This window comes from Spirosoma pollinicola, from assembly GCF_002831565.1.
GTDB lineage: Bacteria > Bacteroidota > Bacteroidia > Cytophagales > Spirosomataceae > Spirosoma > Spirosoma pollinicola.
This window is the reverse complement of sequence record NZ_CP025096.1, coordinates 2,312,726-2,338,604: the sequence shown is the minus strand read 5'-3', so window position 1 is coordinate 2,338,604 and position 25,879 is coordinate 2,312,726. Positions and strand designations below refer to the sequence as shown.

The following is a 25,879-nucleotide window of genomic DNA, read 5'->3' as shown; positions in this document are numbered from 1 at the left end:
CTCAACATTGAGTTGGCCGTTTTAATTGGATTCGATTCGCTTAATAAGCCGCTGAACCTGCATCTTATGAAAATTTGAACCGCGTGGTGTTCTAAAGCCAGCTAGATTTAGTTGTTCGGCAATTTGTTCATAGGTCTTACCTGTTGATCGAAGCATATTGATGAAGGCCGATGCCCGACGGCTATTTTCATTCTCCTCGGCCAGTTCCCTGGACAGTTGAGCCCCTCTCAATCCAGCCGCCGCCTTTTTGGCATTGGCCCCACCGACTCGCCACTCGCCTACCCGAACACGACGGGCCTCAACGGCCTGCTGGGTCCGAATGCTAATGAGTACCCGTTCCCGATCGGCGATGGCCATGAACAGCGTCAGTGTGAATTTATCCAGATTTGGTATATCACAGCTTTCCAGACGCTCGCCTAACTCCTTATAGATATGGAGCGCATTTTCGGTATTCCGGCTTAGCCGGTCTATCTTGGCGACCACCAAGGTAGCCCCCTCCCTTTTGCATAGGGCAATGGCCTTTTGAAGTTCCGGGCGTTTATGAATGGTTTTTCCACTCCGGATTTCGGTGAATTCGGCCAGAATACGTTTGTCTTTGTAAAAGTAGTCAATGTAGGCTCGCTGAGCTTCCAGACCCAGCCCTGATTCACCCTGCTTCTTGGTCGATACCCGAAAGTAAAGTACGTACTTTTTGTGGACATCCTGTTCGAGTGGCCTATTGTCAATCGTTGCTTTCTTTGCCATTACTACCAGGTTTGGAAATAAATCGGCTCACTCGAAGATTGTACAAATCGAGCGACTCATCACTGGCTTCCCGAGCCGCCACGTCCAGTCGTAGCCATTTCGCCCGATCACCCACGGCTTCGGCCTGCGCTTCAAACTTTAGTTCTACCTCTACCCATTCGGAGGAGTAGCCCAACTCGTTAGCTTGGTCCAGTATTGCCGAAAAAATAGCCTTCGTTCGAGTCGGGTCATCGGTGATGACTTGAAGCCCTCCGATGGCATTAATGTAATCGGTATAGGTTAGTCGGTCAGTGGGCAAGTTGAGTTGAACCCAGTTAAAGGCCAGTTGATAGACGACCCGTTTGGCCACCTCAGCATCCATCTCGAATTGTTGATTTTGTTCCCTTAAATATAGGCAAAAAGGGCAAAAGTAACAAGCCCATAACGTCCGTCATGGCTTTGTTACGATAAATCTATCATGTAGTAGCTGACTGACAGCTTGGCAGCAAAGCTCGTTTTGTCACAGTTTATGTAAAATGAACTACAAATTGTAAAACTTTAGGTCGTTGCTACTTCAGCCAGGCCAAAAAGACTAGCTTGCCGGTATGAATATATATAAACAACCATTCACCCCGGATGCGGATGAAGAACTTGATGACCCCTATATACACACGGTTTCAATGGAGGAGTTTGTAGAAACTGTGGAGCAGGCTAGTCAAGAGACGAAGGAGGACGTATTTACTCCCAACGGAGACTAGCTATTTTCTATGGAATCGTACGTCGGCTTTGTAATGATTTATCTTCAGGAGATAGCCTAAAGAAAGGACTAGTCGCGCCATATACTGATAGTCTAACTATCGGTCTCAGGCTATAAAATGCGATTCGTTAAAGAAGCCTTTTCCTGTACGAAACTAAGAAAAGGCAAATTTGTACTTTAGTGCGAAATGGCTTGTAATTAGCAACGCCTTTTTAAATGTAAAACTATAATTATTTTAAGAATAGATTTAGGCATACATAAGGGTTTTCAGACTTACCGATTCGTGGACTCTCTTTGTCGACTCGTGAGATTACATCTATATTAGATCCTGATTTTACATCACCCCAGGTACCAGCTACGAACCATGACGCCAAAGCAAACCCAGCGGCTGATCAAAAAAATAGCCGATATCAAACGGGCTTTAGCGGCCGAAAAACGAACATTTGGCGGCTATGATGACTCCCGTGGACTGCGGTATTTACCCACCCGCTACTACATCCAGCTGGCCGATTACAAAGGGGGATTAGTTTATACCCGCTGGTTCGCCAAAACCTTTCCCGACGACATTGTCTTTCCAGACTTCCTGTTTGAATGGGCGGTGCTGCTCTTTAAAGCCGGTAAGTTTGCTGAAGCGAAAGCAAAAATCTGGCAGACCTTCTGTGCCAATACGTATCTATTCGATAAGTACTTTGGCCATCCCATTCAACCACTCCCCATATACGAATGGTCAAATCTGGCTCAAGCTGGTTTCACGGACTATTTCACCTACTCCCATCAGCAATCCGAGTTGCTTGATTTTAGTCAGTGGTTAGAGGAGTTTATGGTCAGCGAACCCTTTACCACCCGAAAAGCTCGCTACTTAATTCTTCATCAACAACTGAAAATGGAAGACGATCTAGAAAGAAGAGACTATTTACGCCAGGAAGCGGATCAGTTAGAAAACGCGATAAAGTTCTAAAAAAACGGTTGTCTTACAGGTGTAAGACAGACAGCAATTTTGTCTTACAACCTGTATTACAAAACATAATGTAGATTATACAACAGAAAAGCGTCTTTTATGGCTATCCGTAGAAAGCCCATTAGTACCGACACAATTATTGCTATTGCCGCTACATTCACTAGTATTTGTGCGTTAATAGTTACTCTCTACCAAACGAAGCTTACTAGAGAACAACAGCTCAATTCAGTCTGGCCTTATTTGATCGCTAATGAGATTGTGGATGAAAACGGACTCTCAAGTATCACCATTGCGAATTCAGGCATCGGTCCGGCTATAATTGACAGCGTGCAAGTCTTTTATAAAGGCCGCCTCTATCGCTCGCCAACGGCTGTGGTGCAGGCCTTGTCTGAAGAGCAACAACGAGGGCGGGACGGCATGTCTTGGTATCAAACGGCGCTTGAGAAAGGCTTTGTCATCTCACAAGGGCAAAGCTTGAATTGGATAACCGTGAATGGACAAACAGATAACGCTTTATTTCGAAAGGCGTTACCTAACATACGAGCTATTATCTTTTACCATTCTATTTATGATGAACACTGGCACTCTACTTTCAATGGAAAAGGGGATGTAGTAGTAAAGGATTAGACCAGCTGGGTTTACATAATGCCACTTATACAACAGACTTTAAGCCTTCAATGCGTTACCTAATACATACTCTCAACGAAGCTTTTCTATGAAATGTAAATGCATTCTTTGGATTGGACTTGTGGCTTCAGTGATGACTAGCTGTGGAAAAAACGAAACCCAACTACAGCCACAAGTTGGTGGCCGTAATCAGCATGATCAGTTGATTGATCAACAGTTCACAGGTACTTGGAAGCTGAGCAGTATCAAAACATCGGAACCTATCGATGCTAACTTAGATGGAGTAGCATCGACCGATCTAATGATCGAGATACCAGACCATGCCTACGTAATTGCTCAATTGAAGGTGAACTGGCTGACTCAAAAAAGGGTATTTTCGGATGGCTATATTCGTACATATCCCGCTACTCAGGCAAATGGTAATACGGCCCAATACGTGGTCAACGGACGGACTCTGTTTTTTGATGTCAACGAGAATCGAACCCAGATTAGCCTAACCGACGAGTCCCAAACAAAAGCTTACCCACTGACTTACACAAACGCAGATGAATTTAGGATAGATGGAGTTGAGCGAACCTACAACACAAAATCCGGTTGGAAAACCATTCCAACGATAAGCACTTATCAACGTGTAAAGCAATAGTTTGTGATTGTAATAAAACCAAGAGCAGCATTGCTAGTAATAGATACTTCTTTCTAGCTTTATTCCCTTTACATAAAGTTAGTTATACAACAGATTGTAGAAACGTACAAACTTCCTATATAACCTGGCTTGTACATTTCTAAGAGTCATACTGTAATCTTGTTATGATATGATTATGAATTATTTAGAGGTGCTTGACTCAATAATCTTTCAGCTTGAGTTAATAGATGAAAAAGAATCCCAAAATCTGCAAGAAATAATCGATTATAGTTTTACTAGCACTGAACTACTACTTAGAAGTACATCCTATCTTTTGCATTTGAGAGACAGATTAGATCTGGGCTCATCATTAACTCGTTTAATTGATGAGCTTGTTTCTTTTTGCAATAGCATTGGCTTGTACCCTGGGAGTGCTCGCTGAACTGTGTCAGCGGGGTTTAGTCGAAGCGGTGTAATTTGACCTCAACATAGGCGAGTTTAAGGCTTCTGTAGTCACTAGCAACTATTTTCTCCATAATCTAATTTGTTGTATAAGTGCAATTATGTTAACCAAATACCGAAAAGCCGCTATTTTACTATCTCGATCCGGACGCAATTAACGTACACATTCACCCGCTCCAAAAGATTATGGACCGCCGTTTGATAAGCGGTATTGTTTGACAAATTCCCCTCATAAAGCACACGAGCGCCTAGCTTGTTCTCCACTAACAGCCCGGCAATATGCCAGTTGACGGCTTTCTCGTTAAAGACATCCAGCTGGTAGAAGCTCACCAGTAGGTTCCCGTCGGGTGTACCCGTTAGGCGAAACTGTACTAAATTTTTGGCTCCAAGTTCTTTTTCCATCACCTTATCAGCCCCGCTTAAGGGGGTTTTGTGGCCGCAAATCTACTACTTTGTTGCGGCTCTGTCGCGTGGTAACCTAGCTCATTTTAGGGCGCTTATTTTACCCTGTTTTATCACCTCGGGTTAGGAGTCATTTCTTAGAATAGTTTCTTAACATAAGATATCATATGCAACTTGACTAAGAATTGTACAATTTACAATTCTGTAATCATTTTGCTGCATAGCCTACTTTAACGACTTTTCATCCAAAATTAGTCAGACCTTAAAGGCCACGAAAGAACCAGGCTACTAGGCAAACACGCTATCAGAAGCCTACCAGTCAATAACCCTGTTTGGTAAGTTGGCCACTTCTGGCGTCCTTGAGCCAAACTTTAACCGTATTACAATGCCAACAGGGAGTGTCAAATTTTTCAATGAGAGTAAAGGCTTCGGCTTTATTAAACCCGACGACGGGGGTGAGGATGTGTTTGTGCACATTTCAGCGACCAGCGAAGAACTTCGGGAAAACGACAAAGTAACCTACAATGTCGAGCAGGGTAAGAAGGGCTTGAATGCGGTCAACGTCAAACGCACCTAAGGCCATTGGGTCGGTCAGAAGGCAGTCAAGGGGAGAACAGGCCGCCAAAGCCTGTTCTTTTTGTGTAGGGGTAAGTCGGTTACCTGGAATTTACAGGGAGTAAAGCTGGATTAAATTAAAGTATCTAAACTGGTTAAGGGGCAACGCATTCACAACCGTTAATTGAGGAAATACAGTAGCGAATAGGCCTTTGTTGATCTTCGTACCAGCACCGCACTGACCGAATGCTCAAAGTAGAATTTTTCCGTTATTACGATTGAAGCAACAGGCGATCTGAGTTTGTTAACTAGTTGTACTTTTCATAGCGTGCGTCCATAAAAGGCAACCTTTTCGTGAACGATTTTAGGTTCACAAGTTAGCGGACTTGGCAGGTTGGTTACCCAGGTTAGTAGTTCAATTATTGAAGCGTTTTCGTGAACGATTTTTTCAAAAGCTTAATTCGGCCAAAATTGACTGATTAACAGTAGGTTACAAGTTCAATAAATAAACTTCGATTGGCTTTTAATGAACGAATTAGGTATTGACCCTATCAGGTTACGGTAATGGCAATATAGACTTTCATTACTTGCGATTTAGACAATCAGTAATGGCCCCCGGTAGGCCGTTTGCCATGTACTTTCAATACCCGAAGGTGCGATTGAGACGTTGGCTATGAGCCGCCCGAGGTGCCGGCCTACGTCCTTTCAATACCCGAAGGTGCGATTGAGACTGGAAAGGAAAACTCAACGAATGATGAATCTAAACCGCCTTTCAATACCCGAAGGTGCGATTGAGACCTGAGTAAACTTACCCCGTAAGCTGGTTAAGGCACTCCTTTCAATACCCGAAGGTGCGATTGAGACATAACCGAATCGAATACATGGGGATCAATAACCAGTACTTTCAATACCCGAAGGTGCGATTGAGACGGTAGGCTGTAAATTTATACTCAACAAAGGAGACGAACTTTCAATACCCGAAGGTGCGATTGAGACACAGCACGCAGCGTTCATCCAGCAGAAAGCTCATAGCCTTTCAATACCCGAAGGTGCGATTGAGACGCTATATATGCACTTTGGCACGGGCACCCCATCAGGGCTTTCAATACCCGAAGGTGCGATTGAGACGAGGTATAGATGATTTTATTCGCCCTGGGGTGAACGCCTTTCAATACCCGAAGGTGCGATTGAGACCTGTTTTGCCTTTCGTAGCAGCAGAGGCAACCGCTTACTTTCAATACCCGAAGGTGCGATTGAGACCGTCCGATTAACGAACGTTACGCCCTTAAGCAACTTTGCTTTCAATACCCGAAGGTGCGATTGAGACGAGTTAAACTTATCGGAGGAGGCTTACGTAATTCGTCTTTCAATACCCGAAGGTGCGATTGAGACTAAAATTAAAACGGGATTAAGCACCGGTCGTATGTAGCTTTCAATACCCGAAGGTGCGATTGAGACAGTAAACGCAGATATGAGTCCAACCTGGTCGGCTACCTTTCAATACCCGAAGGTGCGATTGAGACCATTATCTGCCAGAAGTCGCCCCCTGCTCTAGTTGCCCTTTCAATACCCGAAGGTGCGATTGAGACGTCGGGTACAGGCGCTGGTCAGACCCGCTTTATCACCTTTCAATACCCGAAGGTGCGATTGAGACCGACGATAAATCAAATTGTTGCTAGGAAAAGCTATGCTTTCAATACCCGAAGGTGCGATTGAGACCCCACGTACATTTCGCCCTTAAGCCCCACGCCGTTCTTTCAATACCCGAAGGTGCGATTGAGACTCAATCACCTTCCCATTAGGCATCGTGCTTTCTAGGCTTTCAATACCCGAAGGTGCGATTGAGACTTATGTTATCCGGTAATGGATGGAGTGATACAGGTTGGAAAACTTTCAATACCCGAAGGTGCGATTGAGACACGAATAGGTGGCCCAGCATTCGACTTGTCGTTACCTTTCAATACCCGAAGGTGCGATTGAGACCCATTCGGGACATCAGAGCAGGCGGTATTGTCAGCTTTCAATACCCGAAGGTGCGATTGAGACGTCGTATACCTGCGAAACCTGGAACGTTTAACAATTCCTTTCAATACCCGAAGGTGCGATTGAGACACAAGATGTCAAATCTTACAATACCAACTAAAGTAACTTTCAATACCCGAAGGTGCGATTGAGACGGCTGACCTTGGAAGGTACCACCTACTGAGTACGTGCTTTCAATACCCGAAGGTGCGATTGAGACGACACCCGGCTGGGCGCACTGGTGCTGAATTTCGCCTTTCAATACCCGAAGGTGCGATTGAGACGCCCTGCATGCGTATTTTCTCAAGGGCATTTCGCCCCTTTCAATACCCGAAGGTGCGATTGAGACTGACCGAAGGCTGGGTCAGCAGCGCCGAAACATTAACTTTCAATACCCGAAGGTGCGATTGAGACCCAGCTCGAGCGTCAGCACAGCATCATCCTCATCGACGGCTTTCAATACCCGAAGGTGCGATTGAGACGTAGCACGTATTCCCGGCTAAACGCAATCATATCGCCTTTCAATACCCGAAGGTGCGATTGAGACCCATTCGGGACATCAGAGCAGGCGGTATTGTCAGCTTTCAATACCCGAAGGTGCGATTGAGACGCGTAATGATCAGCAAAGACGTATCGCTCAACCCCTCTTTCAATACCCGAAGGTGCGATTGAGACCCAGATACTTTCGGTTCGCTTCCTCATCGGTAAACACCTTTCAATACCCGAAGGTGCGATTGAGACTGTTTTTGCCGCACAGCTTAGCGGTGTCATCTTCTACTTTCAATACCCGAAGGTGCGATTGAGACCCATGATCGATTACCCGGCCACGACGCAGGGCACAGCTTTCAATACCCGAAGGTGCGATTGAGACAGTACATGGTAGATGCTTTTGCTGGTTTTGATACACCCTTTCAATACCCGAAGGTGCGATTGAGACCAACGCAGCGTTGCCAGCTAGTACGTATAGCACCAACCTTTCAATACCCGAAGGTGCGATTGAGACAACGCCATTCCGCAACTTGTGCGACTCAAAACCCATCTTTCAATACCCGAAGGTGCGATTGAGACCCCCCGCGTTCACCCCTGGCCAGCGCGTCCGGCTTACCTTTCAATACCCGAAGGTGCGATTGAGACATGACTAAATTGGCATCGCAATCCCACTTATCTTCCCTTTCAATACCCGAAGGTGCGATTGAGACTTAGCATTTGCGAGCGGCCCATTACCCCTAAAAATTCTTTCAATACCCGAAGGTGCGATTGAGACGGCGTAGCCAAGGACCCAACGACACCGCTGTTTATTACTTTCAATACCCGAAGGTGCGATTGAGACGTTATTGTCGATAGCGACTTTGACCAGCACGTGGCCTTTCAATACCCGAAGGTGCGATTGAGACGGCTCCCTCCTCCCAAAACCAAGCAAGGACATTAACTTTCAATACCCGAAGGTGCGATTGAGACTTCTACAGCTTGAACAGGGATCGCGTTTTGGGAGTCCTTTCAATACCCGAAGGTGCGATTGAGACTATTTATAGACAGGCCGCACGTTGCCGTTTACGACTTCTTTCAATACCCGAAGGTGCGATTGAGACCTCAGTGATGCCGTGTCTAGTCGGGTGTATCTGTACCTTTCAATACCCGAAGGTGCGATTGAGACCACGTTCCGGTCCTGGTACAACGGTAAAAACATTGCCCTTTCAATACCCGAAGGTGCGATTGAGACATGAGCCGGTTATCTTCTTTGCTGATACAGCCTTTACTTTCAATACCCGAAGGTGCGATTGAGACGAACAGCGGCGACCGGAACAGCGGCAACCGGAACAGCTTTCAATACCCGAAGGTGCGATTGAGACTTTCCAATGTGGTACTGACGGGCTTTACCACCTACACTTTCAATACCCGAAGGTGCGATTGAGACTGAATGATAAGTCACTCCGTAGCGGTCATGGCTTAACCCTTTCAATACCCGAAGGTGCGATTGAGACGTTATGTCGGACATTTTATTGACGATACAATCATTCTCAACTTTCAATACCCGAAGGTGCGATTGAGACGCTCAATAAAACTATCCGGCGCTTTTTTCTTTCCAGCTTTCAATACCCGAAGGTGCGATTGAGACTCGTCTGTGAAGTCACGGCTATAGGCGATACAGCCAGCTTTCAATACCCGAAGGTGCGATTGAGACCACAACCTTTTTTGATTCCGGCATTTTTAAAATACCTTTCAATACCCGAAGGTGCGATTGAGACTTTTTCCAGTTGCCTGTAACCAACCTTCCCCTCAATAACTTTCAATACCCGAAGGTGCGATTGAGACAAAGACCGATACCGCCAGCGCAATTCAATCCGCTGCTTTCAATACCCGAAGGTGCGATTGAGACCCAATTATTATGCCGCCATTGGTAAAGCCCTCATTGCCTTTCAATACCCGAAGGTGCGATTGAGACCCAATTATTATGCCGCCATTGGTAAAGCCCTCATTGCCTTTCAATACCCGAAGGTGCGATTGAGACCCTTGGTATCCAGATACAGCCGGGTTACGCTTTCGTCTTTCAATACCCGAAGGTGCGATTGAGACCGAGGGTATGGGCAACCTCATCGGGGGCCTTATCGCCTTTCAATACCCGAAGGTGCGATTGAGACAGGAAAACGCCCGCCATGCCTGCCAGCGATGCGTAGCTTTCAATACCCGAAGGTGCGATTGAGACTTAATGGCCCCAATGGGCACATGCACCTGTTTTTGCCTTTCAATACCCGAAGGTGCGATTGAGACCAGCTGGCAGTCTGCCCGATAGTTCACCCTCAAACGCCTTTCAATACCCGAAGGTGCGATTGAGACGGGCCAGAAGTGACTATACGACCACGCAGGCACCGGACTTTCAATACCCGAAGGTGCGATTGAGACCACCGCTGGCCTTGCCGACCGAGTCGCGTTTGAATAACTTTCAATACCCGAAGGTGCGATTGAGACTTCGCTATTACAAAGCGATCATCAACTACCATAGGACTTTCAATACCCGAAGGTGCGATTGAGACGCAACAACTTCAACTACGTTACCAATACCTACATACCTTTCAATACCCGAAGGTGCGATTGAGACTCGACACTTCCCGGTTGGAGGCGAAGAAAAACCCACTTTCAATACCCGAAGGTGCGATTGAGACCTGGGAGAGAAGGGGGCACAGCCGGTATTAATAGCTTTCAATACCCGAAGGTGCGATTGAGACTCGATTCAATTCAATTTGTACCGAGATATTAAGCGCCTTTCAATACCCGAAGGTGCGATTGAGACCGGCCAAAAATGGGCAGCGTTTGCCCGCCAGTACAACTTTCAATACCCGAAGGTGCGATTGAGACTCCAGCCAGCACGTTTGCCACAACGAATCCCGATGGCTTTCAATACCCGAAGGTGCGATTGAGACCCGCTTCACCCTTGCCCGATCCAGATTCGGATGCTTTCAATACCCGAAGGTGCGATTGAGACACTATCTGGGTCAGAAAGTTGCCGAAGCAGTTATCCTTTCAATACCCGAAGGTGCGATTGAGACTCAGCAACCAGCGCGGCCATTGCTCAGCGCGTCTTGCTTTCAATACCCGAAGGTGCGATTGAGACCGGATGTTGTACTGAGTGGTGAACTCGACCCAAGTACCTTTCAATACCCGAAGGTGCGATTGAGACCAAGTGAAATTTACACAAAAATAGGCCTTTTTACGGCCTGGAAACACTTTTTAATAGGTCAAAGAACAAACCAAAGTCGTCAGCCTCCAGTACTGTAAATATACCGGCAGGCTGACGACTTAAACAACTGACTCTTTATCAACAATTTACTAGTAAGTCATGCAAAAAAAATTCACTTAAGTAGCTAATTATCTTTGCTTTTGGACCTATCCGACGACTTATAAAAACCGACTTCGGTTCGTAATATCAACGCCTAAAGCAATTCGCTCCACGTAACGCTCGTCGCGAAGCTGATAAAAGACGACCCCATCATTGTCTTGTAAAAGCACATCGGCTTCCTGTTGCAAATGCTTCAGTTGAGCAGGAGTTAAGTCACCCTCGAAAACGGAGTTTTGTACCCAAGTCAGATACCGCCGAAAGAGCTTGAGCATTTTGCCCGTCCGTTTCTGGTTCACATCATATACTGCAATACAAAAAGGCATCAGTCAAAAACGGTTAGTTATAAACGTCATTACCACCACATGTGAAAACCTTGGTAAGCTTCACCCACTGGATCGCAAAGGTGACGTACCAGTTTGTAGCACTCCAACCGGATTAGCCGCTCATAAGAAACCCGCTTATTCATCGTTCGGTGTTGTACCGTCTGGCTGAGTCGCTCGTCCCAGTGCCCCACAACAATCTTGCGACCAGCCTCCGATAAGTAACAGCCACCCAGATGCTTCTCAAAATGTTTAGGGGTCAATTCAGCAGTTTTTAATAGCCGAAAAATCATTCGATCCACCAGCAACGGTTTAAACACTTCAGCCAGATCAAGGGCGAGCGAAAACCGTCGGTCACCGGGTTCGTGCAGAAACGCAACCGTCGGATCAAGAGCCGTTCGGTAAATCTGACGCAGCACGGTTGTGTAACAGAGCGAGTTACCAAAGGAAATTAGGGCGTTCAACTCGTTGGATGGTGGCCGACGTTCACGCTTGTTGAAAGGAAAACGAGCCACGACATCGGTCCCCAGGAAATAAGGCCACAACCGATAGTACCGATCCCGTATACGTCCTTCAACCGCCATTAACGTCGGAATATCTACCGTCAGGGGTAAAGCATCCCGGTCCCGTTTAAGGTCGAGCAACGCTTTTTGAACCGTTAGCTGCTCGTCGCCACTCAGCCGGGGTTGATAATATTTGATTACCCGCTCAATGTTGAACAACGCCGATTCGACAAAGGCCCGCGCCAATACCAACCGTCGTTTCGGACTTAGGTAATGTCGTGCCTGATCGACCCGTAACCGCCCCGACAGTTGACTTTCCCGTGGATAAAGCGTGGCCGTGTAATAGCCGTAGTAGTCGTAGAAAAAAGCCGGTATACCCTGCTGGCCTAAAAACGTAATGAGCTTGGTATTAATATCGACCTCACCAAAGATGTACAGACTATCCACCGTCTCGACGGGAAACGGGTGATTCTTGCCATCAGGTGTCACCGACGGAAGGCCCTCATCGGTGGGATCATCGTCGGGACTTCGCTCACCGGTCGCTCGTTCGAGGGCCAGCGTGTTATGTTGTCGGCGCAGTCGGCCACTCGAAAACAAATAGTGAGGCTTTTTCATAGGTTATTGGATTGCCAAGGTAAACAAGCTGACCGTACCTGAGCTGGTCACCCATAGCACAGTTCATCAAAAGCGCATTTGGTACAAAAGGTACGTTTCAGAAGTCGGGCAGGCGGGGTTTCTTGGGAAGCTAATGCCCGAATCGTCGAAACGGTCGCCACCAACTCATCCGTGTGTTCTGGTTCCAGGGTGATACATTCGGTACGTCGCAACAGGGGGTAATCCAACTGCCCCCGAAACGGCGATCCATCGGATCGGGTTACGCCGTTTCGGGTAAGCAGCCAGAGATAAAATCGAACCTGCCACACATGGGCATCCTCACAGGACCGGCTTTTCTTAGTTTCGTGAAGCACACCATTTTTCAGATTGGCCCGGTCGATTTTACCCACCAAGGGCGTACCGTCGGGCGCTTCGGCGTTGATCTCAATGTGTTTATCGGACCGGTCGTAGCTGTGCTCATCCAGTAATCGACCGAGGGCCACCGTATCCGACTCCTGCTCCATCCAGATACCCCGCATCGACAGCCAGGCCTTTCGTGGGCACAGTCGGTAATAGCCTACGAGCATACCGCCGATGCGGAGTTTGGATGAATTAGTCGTCGTCATCATTAGGCGTTGTGTCTTTTTTGTCGTAGAGAAAGGCCATTCCGCGCTTAGGCTTGTTGGGTTTCACATACCCCTCTATTCGACCTTCATCCTGTTCTGTCCAAGATTCATACTCATCGGTATAGCGCAACTTTTCAGGTTCGTCGTCAATCAAAACTTCAACTACCGTAATTCGTGAGTTTTCTTTCCGGCGCTCCTCTTTCTCTACCATCCAGACTGGACACGAAACGCCAAATTCAAGAACAAAAGCCTGATACTCTTCGTAATTTTTGAAGTCGTATGGCGACCGGGTTAAAATCGTACGATGTTCATCAATGTCACGACTACGCCATGCCGTTGATACGGTTCCGGCTTCTTCATCTAACCGACGATCTGGTACAATCAACCAATTCTGATTCATCAGATTGTAAAGTTGGTCCCGGTTATCGGCTGCTTTCTCGGGGAAAGCGGGTAGGTCGGGGTAGAGCGCATTTACTACATCCACCAACTCAGCAGGTTTGATGGGCCGTAAACCGCCATTTGGAATCATGCCTACCACTGATGCCAGGGTATTGATGAAAGCAGGTGCTGGTACCCATTTACGGTCAATCAGTTCCCCATATGGGGCAACGTAAACAGCTTCTTTTTTATAGGGAATCGTCAGGTATGCCACCGCTTCAGCAGGCTTCCCAAATCGATTCAAGCGGCCTAACCGTTGGGTCAACCGATCCCAGGGGCACAAATCAGAGAGCATAATTGATGCGCTGATATTCACGCTCATTTCGCCTATTTGAGTTAAGATGGCGATTGCTAGCGGGGTTGGATTTGGTTTCGTCCAAATATCTTTCCCTAATGTTTTTAGTAATCGGTCTTCAATCAACCCCTTGTCAGGTTCTGTGAATCGGCTGTGGTATAAGATAATTTCCTGATTGGGCGCATTTTCATTAAACCAATCGTAGTACATCAACGCCCGTTCAACAGTGTTGGCGTAAATAATACCGTGCCGGGCATCAACCATTTTTTGTAGCACGTCGGCCACATCCTTAGCTTTTTCCGTGACAGGCAAATCGCTGTATTCGGTCTCGCCAACCTGCACTGTTGTCGGCTTACCCGCCCACGCCAAAGCCCGTTTAGGTGGCTCTTCATTTAGAATTGGTTCTTTGATGCCTTGTGGCACATCATACAATGCACAAGCCGAATCGGGAACTGTGGCACTCATAATCAGTACCGGAACGTGTAGGATTCGCAATGCTTTGAGTAATACCGTCAAATTAGCTTGTACAAACGGGTCATAGAAATCAGCTTCATCGAACACGACAGCGCTATTTGCCAAAAAGAAAAAACTGCTGTGATGATGCTCGGCGGCTCCCGTCAGGCTAATTAGCAAGTGATCCACAGTACAAACCGTTACTGGTGTTGCCAACAGTTGCGCCAATCTTTGCTGTTCGTTTAGGTATTGTTTTTGCTCAAAAGAAATCTTCTTGCCGTCTTTTTGAACTTTAGCGGTCTGTGTAAACCGGGCACTTGAATGGTACAACCCGGTATTTCTAACATTTTTTTCGATGTTCAACGCCAGCGCATTAGACGTAAACCGCGTAGGCATGGCAATGATAAGCCGGTCGGCCCGCTTGTTCTCTATTTGCTGTTGTCCCCAAAGCAAAGCCGCATCGGTCTTACCACTACCAGTAGGTGCACGTAAAATCGAACACCATTGATCGGCTAATTCCATTGCGGCTTTCTGAACCCCGCGTTCGTTTCCCTTGCCATGCGGAAACTCATAGTCAAACTCTGTCAAAGGAGCTAATTCACCTTCGGACTCCTCACGACTGGCCCGCGTGTCGGCTAGTTGTAATAGCGACCGTACAGCGGCAATTTCGTAGCGAGCCAGCAGGAGTTTTCCCCAACGATCGAGGTCATATTTTGCCTGGTCGCGCTCTTGGTTAATGAATTTACTCCAGTATATCAGGAAAGCACCACCGCCGTCACTTTCCCACCGTTTGAGATGCCGTTTGCCTAACTTCCCATGATGGGCAGCTATCGCTGTTTGTTCTTCAACCGACAATCCGGCTTTCTTGTCAGCCGCCAATTTGAGTGAGCCGAATTCGTGGCGAAACTTGGCATCACGAAGATGCTTGCCAGTAGCCTTGTTTTGTTGCTTCATCTCCCATTCGTATTGCTGATACAGGGTAGCATCAATACGTAACGGATCCAAATTTTTGGTTTTCAACCACTCCTGATACTGTGCGTAATCTTTTTGACAAGCGGCCTGCCAATTATCAATCCGCTTGCCTTCATCGTGCCATTTAATAGCTTTCTCTACAGCATCTTTTAACGATTTCCCATTTGTGAGCCGAGCGTATTTTTCGGCCAGAAAAGGCCAAACAGTCAGGATGGCAATGGCGTGTTTCTGCACATGGCTGACGTGGTCCCGGAGCGTGATGCCAGAAGGTTTGGCTAAAGCGACCATATTACGCAGGCATTTTGGATATCATTGATGCCGGACGATATAATGTCCCCGCCATTAGCGCATCCGTGGCTTTTTCATAGGCCATGTCTACGCTGTAATGCCCTTTTGCTTCGTCCGGCTTTTGGGTGTCATCACCCAGAAAGTACTGTGCTTCTCTTGCTGTCAACTCAGCCCGTATGTTCGCCTGTACTTCTGGGGAAGTTTCTGGGGCAAAATACCGGGCGGCTTTCCGGCTCATTTTCGTATCTAGCACAATCAACACTTTTTGCGGTTCACCTGATGTTGCTTGCCGGGCTTGGTTAGCGTAGTCGGTTATTGAGCGCGTAGCTTCCAAAAACAACTTAACCCGCCGACGATGCTCATCATCTTTAATGAAGTTATCATATTGAGTTTCAATATGCTGTTCCTTCTCGTAACTATACCGCTTGCGAACGCCAACTGCCCCAATATCCAGGTGAAAACTCATTACCATATCGTCGCGCTGGCTGAATTCGTTGGTAGCTAACGCCTGCTTTTGCTCTGATTCGGCATCAGCGTTTTGTTTAAGACGTACCAGCAAGTCCCGGCCAATATCGCTACGGGTGATTGCTACGGCGGGGGTGGCAGTTAATGGAGCTGTCCGGCGACCAGAATATTCCCCTTTGTTTGTGTCTAAGTAGCCGCCTAAATCACTTCTTAAGTCAATCTCTATTTTGGTTGATGGTCCGTCACCATTGGCGACATACGTGCCGTTCGGATCGTCATCATTTAGCCGTTCGACAGCACTAAACAGGGCGTGGCGTTGCATCTGGCCAGAAATATATACCCGGCCATCGGGTCGGCGCTTGATAGATGACGCGTTACCCAATAGCTTTTCGCCCCGGTTAGCGGCATGGTCAGACATTGGGGCAATGAGCGTTACTGTAATGGATTTGATAGTCATGGTTTGTCAGAATTAGTCTTCGGTTATGGTTTTAGTTTCGGCTGTTTCAAGTTCGTCATCCTCATGGACTACGCCCAGAGCCTCAGACGTCGCGGCTTTAAATGTGCTAAGGCGCATGAAAGCAGTTATGAGGTTTTTAGCATCGTCAATGGAAATATCACCGGTCAAAACGGCTTCCATAAATTCGCCCGCTTCGGGCTTAATCTCCCGATGTGTCAATCGACCCGCAATCGTCCCTAATTGTGACAGCAGAGCCGCACTTGATTTGGCGCTGCCGACAGTGCTTTCAAACTGCGTTAGAATTCGATCTTTGTATTGATTTCGTTTTGTTCGGTAATCGAGCGTTTTCTTAATCTCAGACGTCGGTTTCGGTTTGTTTTGCCTGCGGGCATCATCTTCCATTTCTTCGGTCGCAGCGCTGAATGCTGCATTGTTGAGCGATTCTCCATAAGCGCGGGCTGACTTAATAATCTCCGGGCTGAGTTTGTCGGATTGCTGGGTCATGTAGTGTTCGATTAACGGTTTAAGTGAGGCTGGATATTCGGCACGGAAGGCCAGAAAATCCTGAAATGACGCAGGGGTGTAAAGCCGAAGAAAGCGGTCGCTCATCATTCGAAAGTTCTGCCAGTTTGTGCTTTTGAACTTTTCTCTTTCGTCAATACCAAGCAGCCTGACTTTATTGAAAGCCTGATTGATGTCGCTCAAGTCTGAGTTCAGTGCAAGGTCAACTAAGTGGTGTCCAAACGACTCCTGTCGGATGCCTTCGTAGGAGACGATGTAAAGCGGTCGCGTAGCCAGTTGAATTAACACGATTCTGGCTAACTCGTTATTCGGCTTACCAAGTAGCAACGTGTTCTCCTGGCGTGCCCAACGGCCGATGGCGGCCACCAGACTTATTGCACCCAGCGTGCCTCCCTTTGCGGCTCCAGGGTAATTCCCTGAGAAAACACTGGGTCGGGCATAGGCCTTTTTATCAGGCTTCACCGTAGCGATGTACTTATCCTCTCCAGGTTCTCTTGCGTAAGTGTCAGTCAAGTCTTTAAAAACCTCGACGAACTCGATCAGTGGCAGGTGAGAAGGCTTCTGTTCGTCCCATAGAGGTAAGTCGGGAATGATGCCGAAATTACAGAACTCATCTTTCTTATGTGGTGCGTACACACTGGGCTTCAAGTCAGTCAGCGTAGCAATGGCGGTGAATGTTGCTTCCAATAAACCAACACGCGGATTGGCCATAGAGGCATTACCATTGTTCAACTTAGCAATCATGGGTGCGAACGACCGCTTCAGCTCGTACGATTTAGCTGGATTGACATCTGTTCCATCTAATAGCTGAAGCAATTGCCGAATTTCTTTTATTGCTTCAGCGGCATTATTGCTAGTCAATATGTGAGGAGCCAGAAAGTAGCCGAATTTGCTGCTCTGATTATTGGCACTACCGGGATTCACATCCTCCCCAGATAAATAGGTGAAAGATAATTTTGTGTCACTTTTCGGATCGCCAAGTGTACGAAGCGAATAAGCATTAATCCCTTTTCTCAACGCTTTTGCTCCCAGTTTGAGCAACATTATCGGGTCCGTAAAATCAGCAAGCTGATTATCTAACATGACCATTGCAGTTGCCAAACCATAGCGTGGATAAGGATGCCAGTTATTTGGGTTTATCATAGTTGTTCCCAGTTTACATCAACCCAACCATCATTTGAACCTAAGTAAAGCGGAGATGCCGGGTCATTCAGTGCAATCTGTATTAGGTTTGCCAGCGTCAATGTGGTCATGATTCTATAGCGATATGGCGATTGAGGAACTACGTAGCCCCGTCGTTTAGGACTGACATAGTATAGTGGATACCCATCCCGAACTGATTTAAAATGCACCGCTCCTGATGGTAGTATTGTCGCGTCTTCACGTGTCAACTTTTGGTGAGTCGTACTTTCACCAAACTCAATCAAGGGAGGGTATTTTTTAGTCTTTGGATTTATCGGTTTCGTCGTATCCGGTGTTTTAGACCTGTTAATAAGTGACTCCAAATCACCGTCATAATGCTTGCTACCACCCATGAAGTTGGCCCCGACATCATGGAGATGTTGCGACCACAAATCATCGTATTCCATCACCTGCGGGAGCCAATGCGTATCAACGTGCATATGGTACATAAGCAAGCTTGTAAACCCCGAGCCAGAACCGGATGATCTACCTGACAGCCAATCAGAATCCTTCCATTTAGCTTGCTTATTATGCTTTTTGCTGGCCGTTTTTCGCAAGTCTTTGAGAAACTCACTACGCTCCTTTTCGCCAAAATGCCAGCCCAAGGCATTTTCCAACATGCCAAAAATCATGGGGTCGGTCGGGTGAGCCTGACTACGGTAATAAGCTCCCGGTTGGGCAGGCACCATCGAAAGCGGGTATAAGGCTTCGATCGTCAGAAGCGCAGCCGTATCCAATACGGGAGGCTCTAAAAAGAAACTAAGGTCTATGTTTTCCATGCGTTCAGGATTTAGAGTAAGGCACCAAAGCCGCTGCCTGTCAAATCACCCACACCGACTAATTGGACAAAATGAACGGCTTCGGGAGTACCGGTGACGATAACCGGACATTCGCTACCCTTGTGTTTAATACTTTTAATAGTGGCAATTTTAGTGCGGGCGTTGGCAAAATTGCGGTCGAATTGTACCGTTGCCGACAAGTGTTCAGGGCCGAATCCGGCTGCGGTGAGTTTTTGCCGAAAGATTCCTGTAAGCACTTCGTCAGCCGCCGGATTATCCCAGAGCAAATATTCTTTGGACCCATCTGGCCTTTTACGACGGGCTACTACCATACCATCGACTTTAAAACTAATTTGAGTAAACCCGGTCTGCAAAGGCATCTCAGTTGCCTTCTCAACCTTCATTCCGAAGGCAAACATTGGGTCTTTCAGAATACCACGGGCCAGCTGCCAAGCTTGACTATCGTCGTGAAAACTAATCGACCATGTAGCGTTCTCTAAAAAATATAGGTTTCTTCCAATTGGCTTACCCCCTCGTAGCCAGCCAAAGCTATATAGGCTCAAGCCATCGTGAATATTGTTTTGCCCAAGCCATTTGTGTAGTGCCCCGGTTAGTTGGTGCAGATGGTCGAAGGGAACGGGCTGTGTGTTAGGTGTGAGTTGTAGTTGAAGTCGCATAGGGGTAAAGGAATCATTAATGCCTGTGTATAAGAGGTTGTGCGGAAAGGTCAGTGCTATCTTTTGAACAATACAAAGGAAAGTAGGCACTCCCACCAAAACTTGAGGGAGTAATTCCGGAATATGAATTATTTTGATTTTTTACGAATCGTAGTGCTTCATGACATTACTATACCTTCTGGCCATTGTTTCTCTCAAACAAGCTGGAGCCAAAACCTCAACCTCCTCACCATAGGCCAGAATCTCGCGTTCCAATTCATGGTTTAGCACGACCTGAATCTCAATATCGACATAGGTCGGCGTCTCGGCTAGGGTTTGCTGGCTGTTGTGCAGGGGTAACGATAGAATATATTCGGCCTCAGGTCGGCGAAAGCGAAGAATCACATGCTCAATGGAGCTGCCCGGCGGGGCTGTTACCCCAATAACGTGCCGACGAGCAGCCCGGTAGTCGGTCTGACGGCTGGGTAAAATAGATTGGGGCGTTAGCGTTAGATCAATGATTCGGTCGAGCCCAAAGGTGCGTTCGCCGTTGCGGTCGAGGTCGAACCCGTCTAAATACCACCGGTTTCGGTATTCGAATAATAAGCCAGGCTCCACCCAACGCTTTTCGGCGGGTTTATCTTTATAGGCCTGATAGGAAAATGTAATCACTAGCTTTCGTTGAAGCGCATTCCACAACGGAGCCATTAGGTCAAGACCTCGAAAGCCATTGTGTTGCTCAAGCTGAATATACTGAGCCACCGACCGGCCCGACCGCGTCAATAATTCCAGCCGTTCACGTCGTTCCAGTAATCGAACAAACTCACGGAAATTGCTAATATCTTCATCGTCGGTAGGTAAGTCCAGGAAGTAGCCATGCCGTCGACGGTCGTAGATAATGGATATATCGTAGTCGGTTCGGATGTCATTTATATCCCGCTCGACAGTGGCTAGCGACGTCTGCTCGATGTCATGATCCAGTAGGTATTTGTGGACTTGTATTAGAGAAGGGTAAGTATAGGGCTTATCTAAGCAGCGAATTAAATGGAGTTGACGGCGCAGCTTTGCAGAATCGTTCATGAAAGACGGACATGGTGTGAATTGTCTGCCAACTTAGGTAAAGAAGTTTGATTAAAGCAGGCTATAGTATGATTTATTATATGAATTACGTATTCTGTCAAAAAGAAAGGTGGATTTGTAATTTATCAAACTCAGTATCAGTATCATAAATTATTCCTTTAGGCGTACCCTTAGTCACCAGCCCATTCTTTCTTTAATCAGGCTATAATGAATTACCGTTGATCGGTCTGGTCATTTGGTAGTTCCTTTCGAATCTCATTAATTAGCTGTTGCTCCGTAGGTAAGTGTAACTGGTACTTACTGGCAAACAACTGGGTGTTGTTTGCCGGAAGGGTATAGCGTACGACCGCATCATTTTTATCCGCACACAACAAAACACCAATCGTGGGATTTTCATACGACTCCTTTATGTCACGGTCGTAGTAGTTCACATACATCTGTAGTTGACCTAAATCCTGATGGGTTATCTTGTCCATTTTCAGATCCAGCAACACAAAACATTGTAACAACCGATTGTAGAAGACTAAATCGATTTTAAATTCGTCACTCTCAATGATGATCCGCTTTTGCCGGGCAACGAAGGAGAAACCATTCCCCAGTTCTAAGAGAAATTCCTGAATATGGGTGATGATCGCGGCTTCAATATCCTGTTCATAATAACTGGCTTGTGGTTTTAGCCCCAAGAATTCAAGCACGATGGGATCTTTAATAACCTGGTGTGGGTGAGTCGGCTTTGCCTCAGATTGGGCTATAGCTAAGACGCTTTCTTTATCCTGGCTCATTAATAAGCGTTCATAAAGCAAGCTGTTGATCTGTCGTTCTAGTTGACGCACCGTCCAGGCATTTTTCTCCGTCTCGGCCATGTAGAAGGCTCGCTTACTCGTGTCATCCAGACGCACCAAGACTTTATAATGAGTCCAGGTTAATTGTGAACTCACTGAGTTCACAATTGGAAAGGTGAGGTAAAACTGCCGACTTAATTGAAGGTTTCGGCTCGAAAAGTTTTCACCATATTCAGCCACTAACTGAATCGAGAGGTTTTTAATGAGCGCTTTACCGTAAGTGGCCCGTTCCTGGCCTTGCTGTTCATCCTCGACGATAACCCGGCCAATGTGCCAGTACATAAGGGCTAGAGCATGATTGATAGATCGAGCCGCACTCTCTCTTGATTGGCTAATAATTTGTCGAATTTCAGAAACTAATTGATCCATTTGTAGGAGAGCAGAGTCGGCTTTATGGTAAAGTTGATCGTAGTGAATATGACTCCACATTGGCGAAGATACTCAATAAGGGATAGCTGGTGAAACTTCACCAGGGAGATAAACTGGAAGGCGACAAACGTTCAAATAAACCTCCTGACAGCGAAAAATCGTGAACGAGTAAACTGAACGGATTTATTGAACGCGAAAAAGCAAGTTTTCGGCCTCTTTCCTCCTGCACGAACACCGTTCAGTTAAACGTCCGTGGCTGTTGCACAACTCATATTGGTAGTCCGCTTACGAATAAATTAGTTGATTCGGACCGATCCTTTGGCTGAACTCCCCATTTCTGAGCCTGTTAGCTAGCAGATCTGTGGTCAAACTCTGTCTCAAAATAGTTGTGCAACAGCCACGTCCGATAGGGACGGAATTTGAATGGCCAATTTTTTACTTGCTAGCCTTGGCAAACCCTCGCAATGGGTAGCCTGGATACGGGACTTGGGCGACCGTTGTCTATTGGCCTCAAAAGGGGTAGCAAGTCCAAAAACATACTATTTTTCGGCGGTTAACGGCCCTTTATTCAGCCGCATCCAGGCTCGGGCTTTTTTGATCTGGGGAAGATCAGCGTCGGCTTCATTCCAGGTCGACAGAAAGGTTTGATAGGCTTTGGCCGCTTCGGCCCGGTTGCCTTCCAATTCCCAAACCTGAGCTAAACCAAAAAGGGCGAAACCACTATTAGGCCTTTCCTTCAGCAACGCCTGATAGGTGTCCCGTGCCTGTGGCCACTGCCGGGCCCGTTGATAGGCCTTGGCCAGCGACAAACGGGTGGGGTACTCGTAGAGAGGAGGTTCCTGGTAGCCCAATTCCTTTTCTAACTTCACGGCCTCCTTTAGTAAGCCAAACGCATGCGTGGTGTCGCCCTGAAGGCTATACACGTTGCCTTGTAGTTCAACCGAGTGCAAACTAAGCAGCGTTTCCTGGTAGCCACTCAACGTTTTGTCCTGCTTGGTGGCTCGCCATAGATCGGCATCCAGTTCGTTGGCGTACTGGCGGGCCAAGTCGATTTTGCCTTTTTCGATAGCGTCCATACCCAGGAAGTAGGCGACGCGGTGACGGCGCAGGGGCATCTTCCGATATTCAGCATACGCTTTGTCACCCATGCCTGCCCGCTGAGCGGCTGTATCGGCCAGGTTTCGTAATTGATAATCAGCGGCCTGCGCGAACTGTCCAAAGCGAACGGCCAGCGATACCGGCCGCTGCTGGCCATTGTTGAGCGCCCATTTTTTGAAGTCTTGAGCGCGGGCCGTATCCTGCACGCCTGATTTGTCGAGGAGTCGGCTCAAGATAGCCGTAGCTTCCTGGTAGCGGCCTTCCTCAGCGTCGTTGGCAATCAGGTACTGGAGGTTGTGGTCATAGTTCCAGGTATCCAGTCGGTGAATGCCCTGCCCGCTCATATAGGCCGAATCGACGCGCATGGCGGCCAGAAACGATTGCCTGGCCCGCTTGTAATCGCCCAGCCGGTAGTAAATATGGCCAGGCATGTGGACGACATGACCCGACGCCGGCGCTAGGGAAGCCAGCTTTTGGGCGCTGGCTAAGGCGGCCTGCGGACAGCAGTTTTCCATTTGATGAATCCAGTAATGGTGCACCGCATGATGATCGGGATGCGAGATGAGCAGTTTTTCCAGCATCGTTTGGGCGTACATCGTGTTTTCCTCGGGCTTACCATCGGCCGAGTAACTACCCCCAATGCCCCCTAGCCAGAGGATTAACTTTGCTTCTACGTCGTCGGGATAGCGGTGAATCAGGTTATCCATCTCGGCGATAAAGGCCCGGTTTCCCTCCTCCCGGCTTTTCTTAGCATCGGTAGCTGCCGCTTCCACCTCAATCGCTTTTATATATAATTGTTCGGGTTCCGACGCCTTTTTGCTCCACTTTTTAGCCTGTTCCAACGCCTTCTTTTTATCCGCCTGCCGTTTTTGGTCGCCTGATCGAATGGTCATATAGATTCCCCAATGGGGCATAGCGGCTGTGGTGTCGAGTTTGGCCGCGTATTCGAAGGCCCGGAATGCTTCAAAATCCCAGAAGTCATGCAGTAAGGAGAGTCCCTGATCGAAGTAGCGTTGCGCAGAGTCCGATTTGGTCGTTATTTTGAGGTGACTTTTGCCAATACCTTCCATCAGGTTAGGTGGTGGCAGGGCAACCTTGCGGATTTCGGGCGGACGGCAATGCGTGGCTGATGAGGTAGTCGCCGTGTGGGCACTGTGGTCATGCTGGCCCAACACCGGAAGCGAAGCCAGCAGAAAGAGGGGAATTGTAAGGTGTGAATTCACGAGCGAAAAGAATTTATTGATTAAATAATGCAGTAACTCGTTGATTAGTAATAATAGTGATAGGCTATACAAGTTTACGCCTTCCTGCCGTAACGGTCCCTACCGTTCACTCATAAGTGCTGATCCAGGGTGTCAGGATAAGGCCACCCCGACCTAATTGCCGCTGCAACGGTACCCAAAAAAGCCATTTCGATTGTATCGCACGTCAATATCTGTTCGCTCTTTCAAGGGTCCACCGTGGAAAACAGCTCTGATCGTTCAGTAGCATCACTCATTAGGCCCGAAATAGAGACCCGGTCGATTTGGTTTACCTTAAGGCCAGATGTTGTCTAAAGAACTGTTGATGGAATAGACGCCGGTACGATTGACGCCGATTAGGTTCTTACCCGGGTCAAATTGGTAAGTGTAAGCCGTACTGGTCGTTGGCCGACCTGCTTGTTGATTGTCCGATGCCGTGAGCAGGTGCTGAGCTGGCTTGCCTAAAAATGGTTGCAGATAGCGGGAGATGCTAAAACCAAACGGATTGAATTCCAGTAGAAAAGGCGTTTTCAACGGATTGGCCTGTTGGCCATAGCGATTAACGATGGTGCGTGCTGGCTGGGCCGTACCGGATGAAGAAAGCTCCATATCGATAGTAACCGGATTGCCGTTCTGGTACGTTAAATGCGCTTCGGAATGCCTGGTGAGGGTAGCCGCTCCGAGCGGATAGGAAAATTCATCGGCCTGATGGTCAATTAGATAGCCCTGAGCGTCATAAGCAAAGGTGTGCGTAGCCGTGACTGATTCGTGTCTAGTGCCGTCGGCCAACTGATTACACATAGTTTGCTGAGCCGTTACAGCGTACCCATCCGGGTTTAGACTCAGATCGTAGGTAATCCGAAGCCAGGTTGAGGTTGGGTAGGTCACATCGATCGTCGCTTTATTACCCTGATAGGTATAGCGAAAATCCGCTTCACCGCCAGCCGTGCTCGTATGAATAGCAGTCAGCTTTCCCGCTTCATCGAACTGATACACGTAGGTATCCGTATTCTCGTTGATGGTCAACCGACAACCCGACGCTGGTTCCACGCGCTGCTGGCAGGTTATACACAGGAGCGTCATCGCGACGAAAAGCATGGCTACTTTAGTCATGGTATTAGTCGTTTGTTTCATTGATAGTATCTTCAATCGGCTAACACGACAAAGTCAACGTTGACAGACAGACGGTTAAACAGTTCACTAGTTCCCCTTTACTTCACCAAAAACGCTACTTTTTTAAACGGTACATTTGTACGAGCACCTGATCGGCCTTCGCAGGCATCATCAACCATGTCGAGCTTCATTTCGTTACTACTGATGGTGTATCGCCAGGTTCCGGGCGTTTCAGTATCGCAGGGGCTACCCCCACTTACTTACTTCTAGGTGAACGTATCACCCTTCGTTGTGTACGTCATGGTTTCCAGCAATTTCGTTTCAGCCAGGACATTATCCGGAACCGAATACATCCGAATCGTATCCTTTTCGAACTGCAAAACGACATCCATAACCCGATATAATTGAACCGTGCCCTGCCAGGCCGTATTGGCCAACCTATTCTGCGCCTGAGCACCGACGACTACGCCTATACAGGTCAGGCAGGTAATAATGATTTGTTTTTTCATCTGATATAAAAATAAGTGGTTCATAATCAAGTCAAAGCTATTGAGTTAGAACGGCTAGCATTAGCTTATAAATAACTGAATAATAACTACTTACAAGCAATAATTTGCGTATTT

At 47.4% G+C, this 25,879-nt stretch carries 20 protein-coding genes and 1 CRISPR repeat array; of the genes, 4 read left to right on the top strand and 16 right to left on the bottom strand.

From position 1 onward, the window contains the following. Positions 1-21: 21 nt before the first annotated feature. The gene (locus CWM47_RS09945) at positions 22-744 is read right to left on the bottom strand and encodes a recombinase family protein (RefSeq protein WP_100987831.1); all 723 of its coding nucleotides are present in this window, start codon (positions 742-744) and stop codon (positions 22-24) included. Then, positions 722-1,105 carry a hypothetical protein gene (locus CWM47_RS09940; protein WP_100987830.1) on the bottom strand — a complete coding sequence of 128 codons (384 nt, stop codon included), beginning with the start codon at positions 1,103-1,105 and terminating at the stop codon, positions 722-724. The genes CWM47_RS09945 and CWM47_RS09940 overlap by 23 nt, the downstream gene beginning before the upstream one ends. A 739-nt stretch (positions 1,106-1,844) precedes the next feature. Between CWM47_RS09940 and CWM47_RS09935 the strand changes: the two genes are divergently transcribed. The 3 genes from CWM47_RS09935 to CWM47_RS09925 all read left to right on the top strand — a co-directional run bounded on the left by CWM47_RS09935 (position 1,845) and on the right by CWM47_RS09925 (position 3,708). Then, entirely contained in the window at positions 1,845-2,438 is a 594-nt protein-coding gene (locus CWM47_RS09935; protein WP_100987829.1) for a hypothetical protein, read from the top strand. A gap of 99 nt (positions 2,439-2,537) precedes the next feature. Then, positions 2,538-3,065, top strand: coding sequence for a hypothetical protein (locus tag CWM47_RS09930; RefSeq protein ID WP_100987828.1), 528 nt, complete (start codon positions 2,538-2,540; stop codon positions 3,063-3,065). 88 nt (positions 3,066-3,153) lie between these two features. Further along, entirely contained in the window at positions 3,154-3,708 is a 555-nt protein-coding gene (locus tag CWM47_RS09925; RefSeq protein WP_100987827.1) for a hypothetical protein, read from the top strand. A 567-nt stretch (positions 3,709-4,275) separates the two neighbouring features. Here the strand turns inward: CWM47_RS09925 and CWM47_RS09920 are convergent. Further along, positions 4,276-4,551: a hypothetical protein gene (locus CWM47_RS09920; RefSeq protein WP_100987826.1), complete on the bottom strand. Its 276-nt coding sequence runs from the start codon at positions 4,549-4,551 to the stop codon at positions 4,276-4,278. A 385-nt stretch (positions 4,552-4,936) separates the two neighbouring features. Between CWM47_RS09920 and CWM47_RS09915 the strand changes: the two genes are divergently transcribed. Beyond that, positions 4,937-5,128, top strand: coding sequence for a cold-shock protein (locus CWM47_RS09915; RefSeq protein WP_097124292.1), 192 nt, complete (start codon positions 4,937-4,939; stop codon positions 5,126-5,128). 615 nt (positions 5,129-5,743) lie between these two features. Continuing rightward, a CRISPR array of direct repeats spans positions 5,744-10,804; the repeat unit is 29 nt; unit sequence CTTTCAATACCCGAAGGTGCGATTGAGAC. Between the two features lie 218 nt (positions 10,805-11,022). Here CWM47_RS09915 and cas2 read toward each other — a convergent pair. The 13 genes from cas2 to CWM47_RS09850 form a co-directional block, all read right to left on the bottom strand. Next, on the bottom strand, positions 11,023-11,286 hold the full coding sequence (gene cas2 / locus CWM47_RS09910; RefSeq protein WP_100987825.1) for a CRISPR-associated endonuclease Cas2: 264 nt from the start codon (positions 11,284-11,286) through the stop codon (positions 11,023-11,025). A 29-nt stretch (positions 11,287-11,315) separates the two neighbouring features. Continuing rightward, positions 11,316-12,401, bottom strand: a complete 1,086-nt coding sequence (gene cas1b / locus CWM47_RS09905) for a type I-B CRISPR-associated endonuclease Cas1b (protein WP_100987824.1) — start codon at positions 12,399-12,401, stop codon at positions 11,316-11,318. A gap of 47 nt (positions 12,402-12,448) precedes the next feature. Further along, positions 12,449-13,009, bottom strand: coding sequence for a CRISPR-associated protein Cas4 (gene cas4 / locus CWM47_RS09900; RefSeq protein ID WP_240625825.1), 561 nt, complete (start codon positions 13,007-13,009; stop codon positions 12,449-12,451). Then, complete coding sequence (gene cas3 / locus CWM47_RS09895) at positions 12,993-15,452, bottom strand: CRISPR-associated helicase Cas3' (protein WP_100987822.1); 2,460 nt, start codon at positions 15,450-15,452, stop codon at positions 12,993-12,995. The genes cas4 and cas3 overlap by 17 nt, the downstream gene beginning before the upstream one ends. Position 15,453: 1 nt before the next feature. Continuing rightward, positions 15,454-16,374, bottom strand: coding sequence for a type I-PGING CRISPR-associated protein Cas7/Csp1 (gene cas7p / locus CWM47_RS09890; RefSeq protein WP_100987821.1), 921 nt, complete (start codon positions 16,372-16,374; stop codon positions 15,454-15,456). Positions 16,375-16,386: 12 nt separating this feature from the next. Further along, the gene (locus CWM47_RS09885; RefSeq protein WP_100987820.1) at positions 16,387-18,039 is read right to left on the bottom strand and encodes a hypothetical protein; all 1,653 of its coding nucleotides are present in this window, start codon (positions 18,037-18,039) and stop codon (positions 16,387-16,389) included. Then, positions 18,036-18,857 (bottom strand): hypothetical protein, encoded by an 822-nt coding sequence (locus CWM47_RS09880; protein WP_100987819.1) that lies wholly within the window; start codon positions 18,855-18,857, stop codon positions 18,036-18,038. The genes CWM47_RS09885 and CWM47_RS09880 overlap by 4 nt, the downstream gene beginning before the upstream one ends. Positions 18,858-18,868: 11 nt before the next feature. Next, positions 18,869-19,534: a CRISPR-associated endoribonuclease Cas6 gene (locus CWM47_RS09875; protein ID WP_100987818.1), complete on the bottom strand. Its 666-nt coding sequence runs from the start codon at positions 19,532-19,534 to the stop codon at positions 18,869-18,871. Between the two features lie 141 nt (positions 19,535-19,675). Then, a complete protein-coding gene (locus tag CWM47_RS09870) occupies positions 19,676-20,593 on the bottom strand; it encodes a helix-turn-helix transcriptional regulator (protein WP_100987817.1) in 918 nt (305 codons plus the stop codon). Between the two features lie 212 nt (positions 20,594-20,805). After that, complete coding sequence (locus CWM47_RS09865; protein WP_100987816.1) at positions 20,806-21,804, bottom strand: PDDEXK nuclease domain-containing protein; 999 nt, start codon at positions 21,802-21,804, stop codon at positions 20,806-20,808. Positions 21,805-22,343: 539 nt separating this feature from the next. Next, positions 22,344-24,125, bottom strand: a complete 1,782-nt coding sequence (locus tag CWM47_RS09860; protein WP_157815931.1) for a tetratricopeptide repeat protein — start codon at positions 24,123-24,125, stop codon at positions 22,344-22,346. A gap of 312 nt (positions 24,126-24,437) precedes the next feature. Beyond that, positions 24,438-25,256, bottom strand: coding sequence for a DUF4595 domain-containing protein (locus CWM47_RS09855; protein ID WP_157815930.1), 819 nt, complete (start codon positions 25,254-25,256; stop codon positions 24,438-24,440). Between the two features lie 266 nt (positions 25,257-25,522). Next, positions 25,523-25,765 carry a hypothetical protein gene (locus tag CWM47_RS09850; RefSeq protein WP_157815929.1) on the bottom strand — a complete coding sequence of 81 codons (243 nt, stop codon included), beginning with the start codon at positions 25,763-25,765 and terminating at the stop codon, positions 25,523-25,525. Positions 25,766-25,879: the final 114 nt, after the last annotated feature.

Coding starts and splice junctions, on each gene's coding strand:
- CWM47_RS09945 (WP_100987831.1), bottom strand. CDS start 744: ATGGCAAAGAAAGCAACGATTGACAATAGGCCACTCGAACAGGATGTC.
- CWM47_RS09940 (WP_100987830.1), bottom strand. CDS start 1,105: ATGGATGCTGAGGTGGCCAAACGGGTCGTCTATCAACTGGCCTTTAAC.
- CWM47_RS09935 (WP_100987829.1), top strand. CDS start 1,845: ATGACGCCAAAGCAAACCCAGCGGCTGATCAAAAAAATAGCCGATATC.
- CWM47_RS09930 (WP_100987828.1), top strand. CDS start 2,538: ATGGCTATCCGTAGAAAGCCCATTAGTACCGACACAATTATTGCTATT.
- CWM47_RS09925 (WP_100987827.1), top strand. CDS start 3,154: ATGAAATGTAAATGCATTCTTTGGATTGGACTTGTGGCTTCAGTGATG.
- CWM47_RS09920 (WP_100987826.1), bottom strand. CDS start 4,551: ATGGAAAAAGAACTTGGAGCCAAAAATTTAGTACAGTTTCGCCTAACG.
- CWM47_RS09915 (WP_097124292.1), top strand. CDS start 4,937: ATGCCAACAGGGAGTGTCAAATTTTTCAATGAGAGTAAAGGCTTCGGC.
- cas2 (WP_100987825.1), bottom strand. CDS start 11,286: ATGCCTTTTTGTATTGCAGTATATGATGTGAACCAGAAACGGACGGGC.
- cas1b (WP_100987824.1), bottom strand. CDS start 12,401: ATGAAAAAGCCTCACTATTTGTTTTCGAGTGGCCGACTGCGCCGACAA.
- cas4 (WP_240625825.1), bottom strand. CDS start 13,009: ATGATGACGACGACTAATTCATCCAAACTCCGCATCGGCGGTATGCTC.
- cas3 (WP_100987822.1), bottom strand. CDS start 15,452: ATGGTCGCTTTAGCCAAACCTTCTGGCATCACGCTCCGGGACCACGTC.
- cas7p (WP_100987821.1), bottom strand. CDS start 16,374: ATGACTATCAAATCCATTACAGTAACGCTCATTGCCCCAATGTCTGAC.
- CWM47_RS09885 (WP_100987820.1), bottom strand. CDS start 18,039: ATGATAAACCCAAATAACTGGCATCCTTATCCACGCTATGGTTTGGCA.
- CWM47_RS09880 (WP_100987819.1), bottom strand. CDS start 18,857: ATGGAAAACATAGACCTTAGTTTCTTTTTAGAGCCTCCCGTATTGGAT.
- CWM47_RS09875 (WP_100987818.1), bottom strand. CDS start 19,534: ATGCGACTTCAACTACAACTCACACCTAACACACAGCCCGTTCCCTTC.
- CWM47_RS09870 (WP_100987817.1), bottom strand. CDS start 20,593: ATGAACGATTCTGCAAAGCTGCGCCGTCAACTCCATTTAATTCGCTGC.
- CWM47_RS09865 (WP_100987816.1), bottom strand. CDS start 21,804: ATGGATCAATTAGTTTCTGAAATTCGACAAATTATTAGCCAATCAAGA.
- CWM47_RS09855 (WP_157815930.1), bottom strand. CDS start 25,256: ATGACTAAAGTAGCCATGCTTTTCGTCGCGATGACGCTCCTGTGTATA.
- CWM47_RS09850 (WP_157815929.1), bottom strand. CDS start 25,765: ATGAAAAAACAAATCATTATTACCTGCCTGACCTGTATAGGCGTAGTC.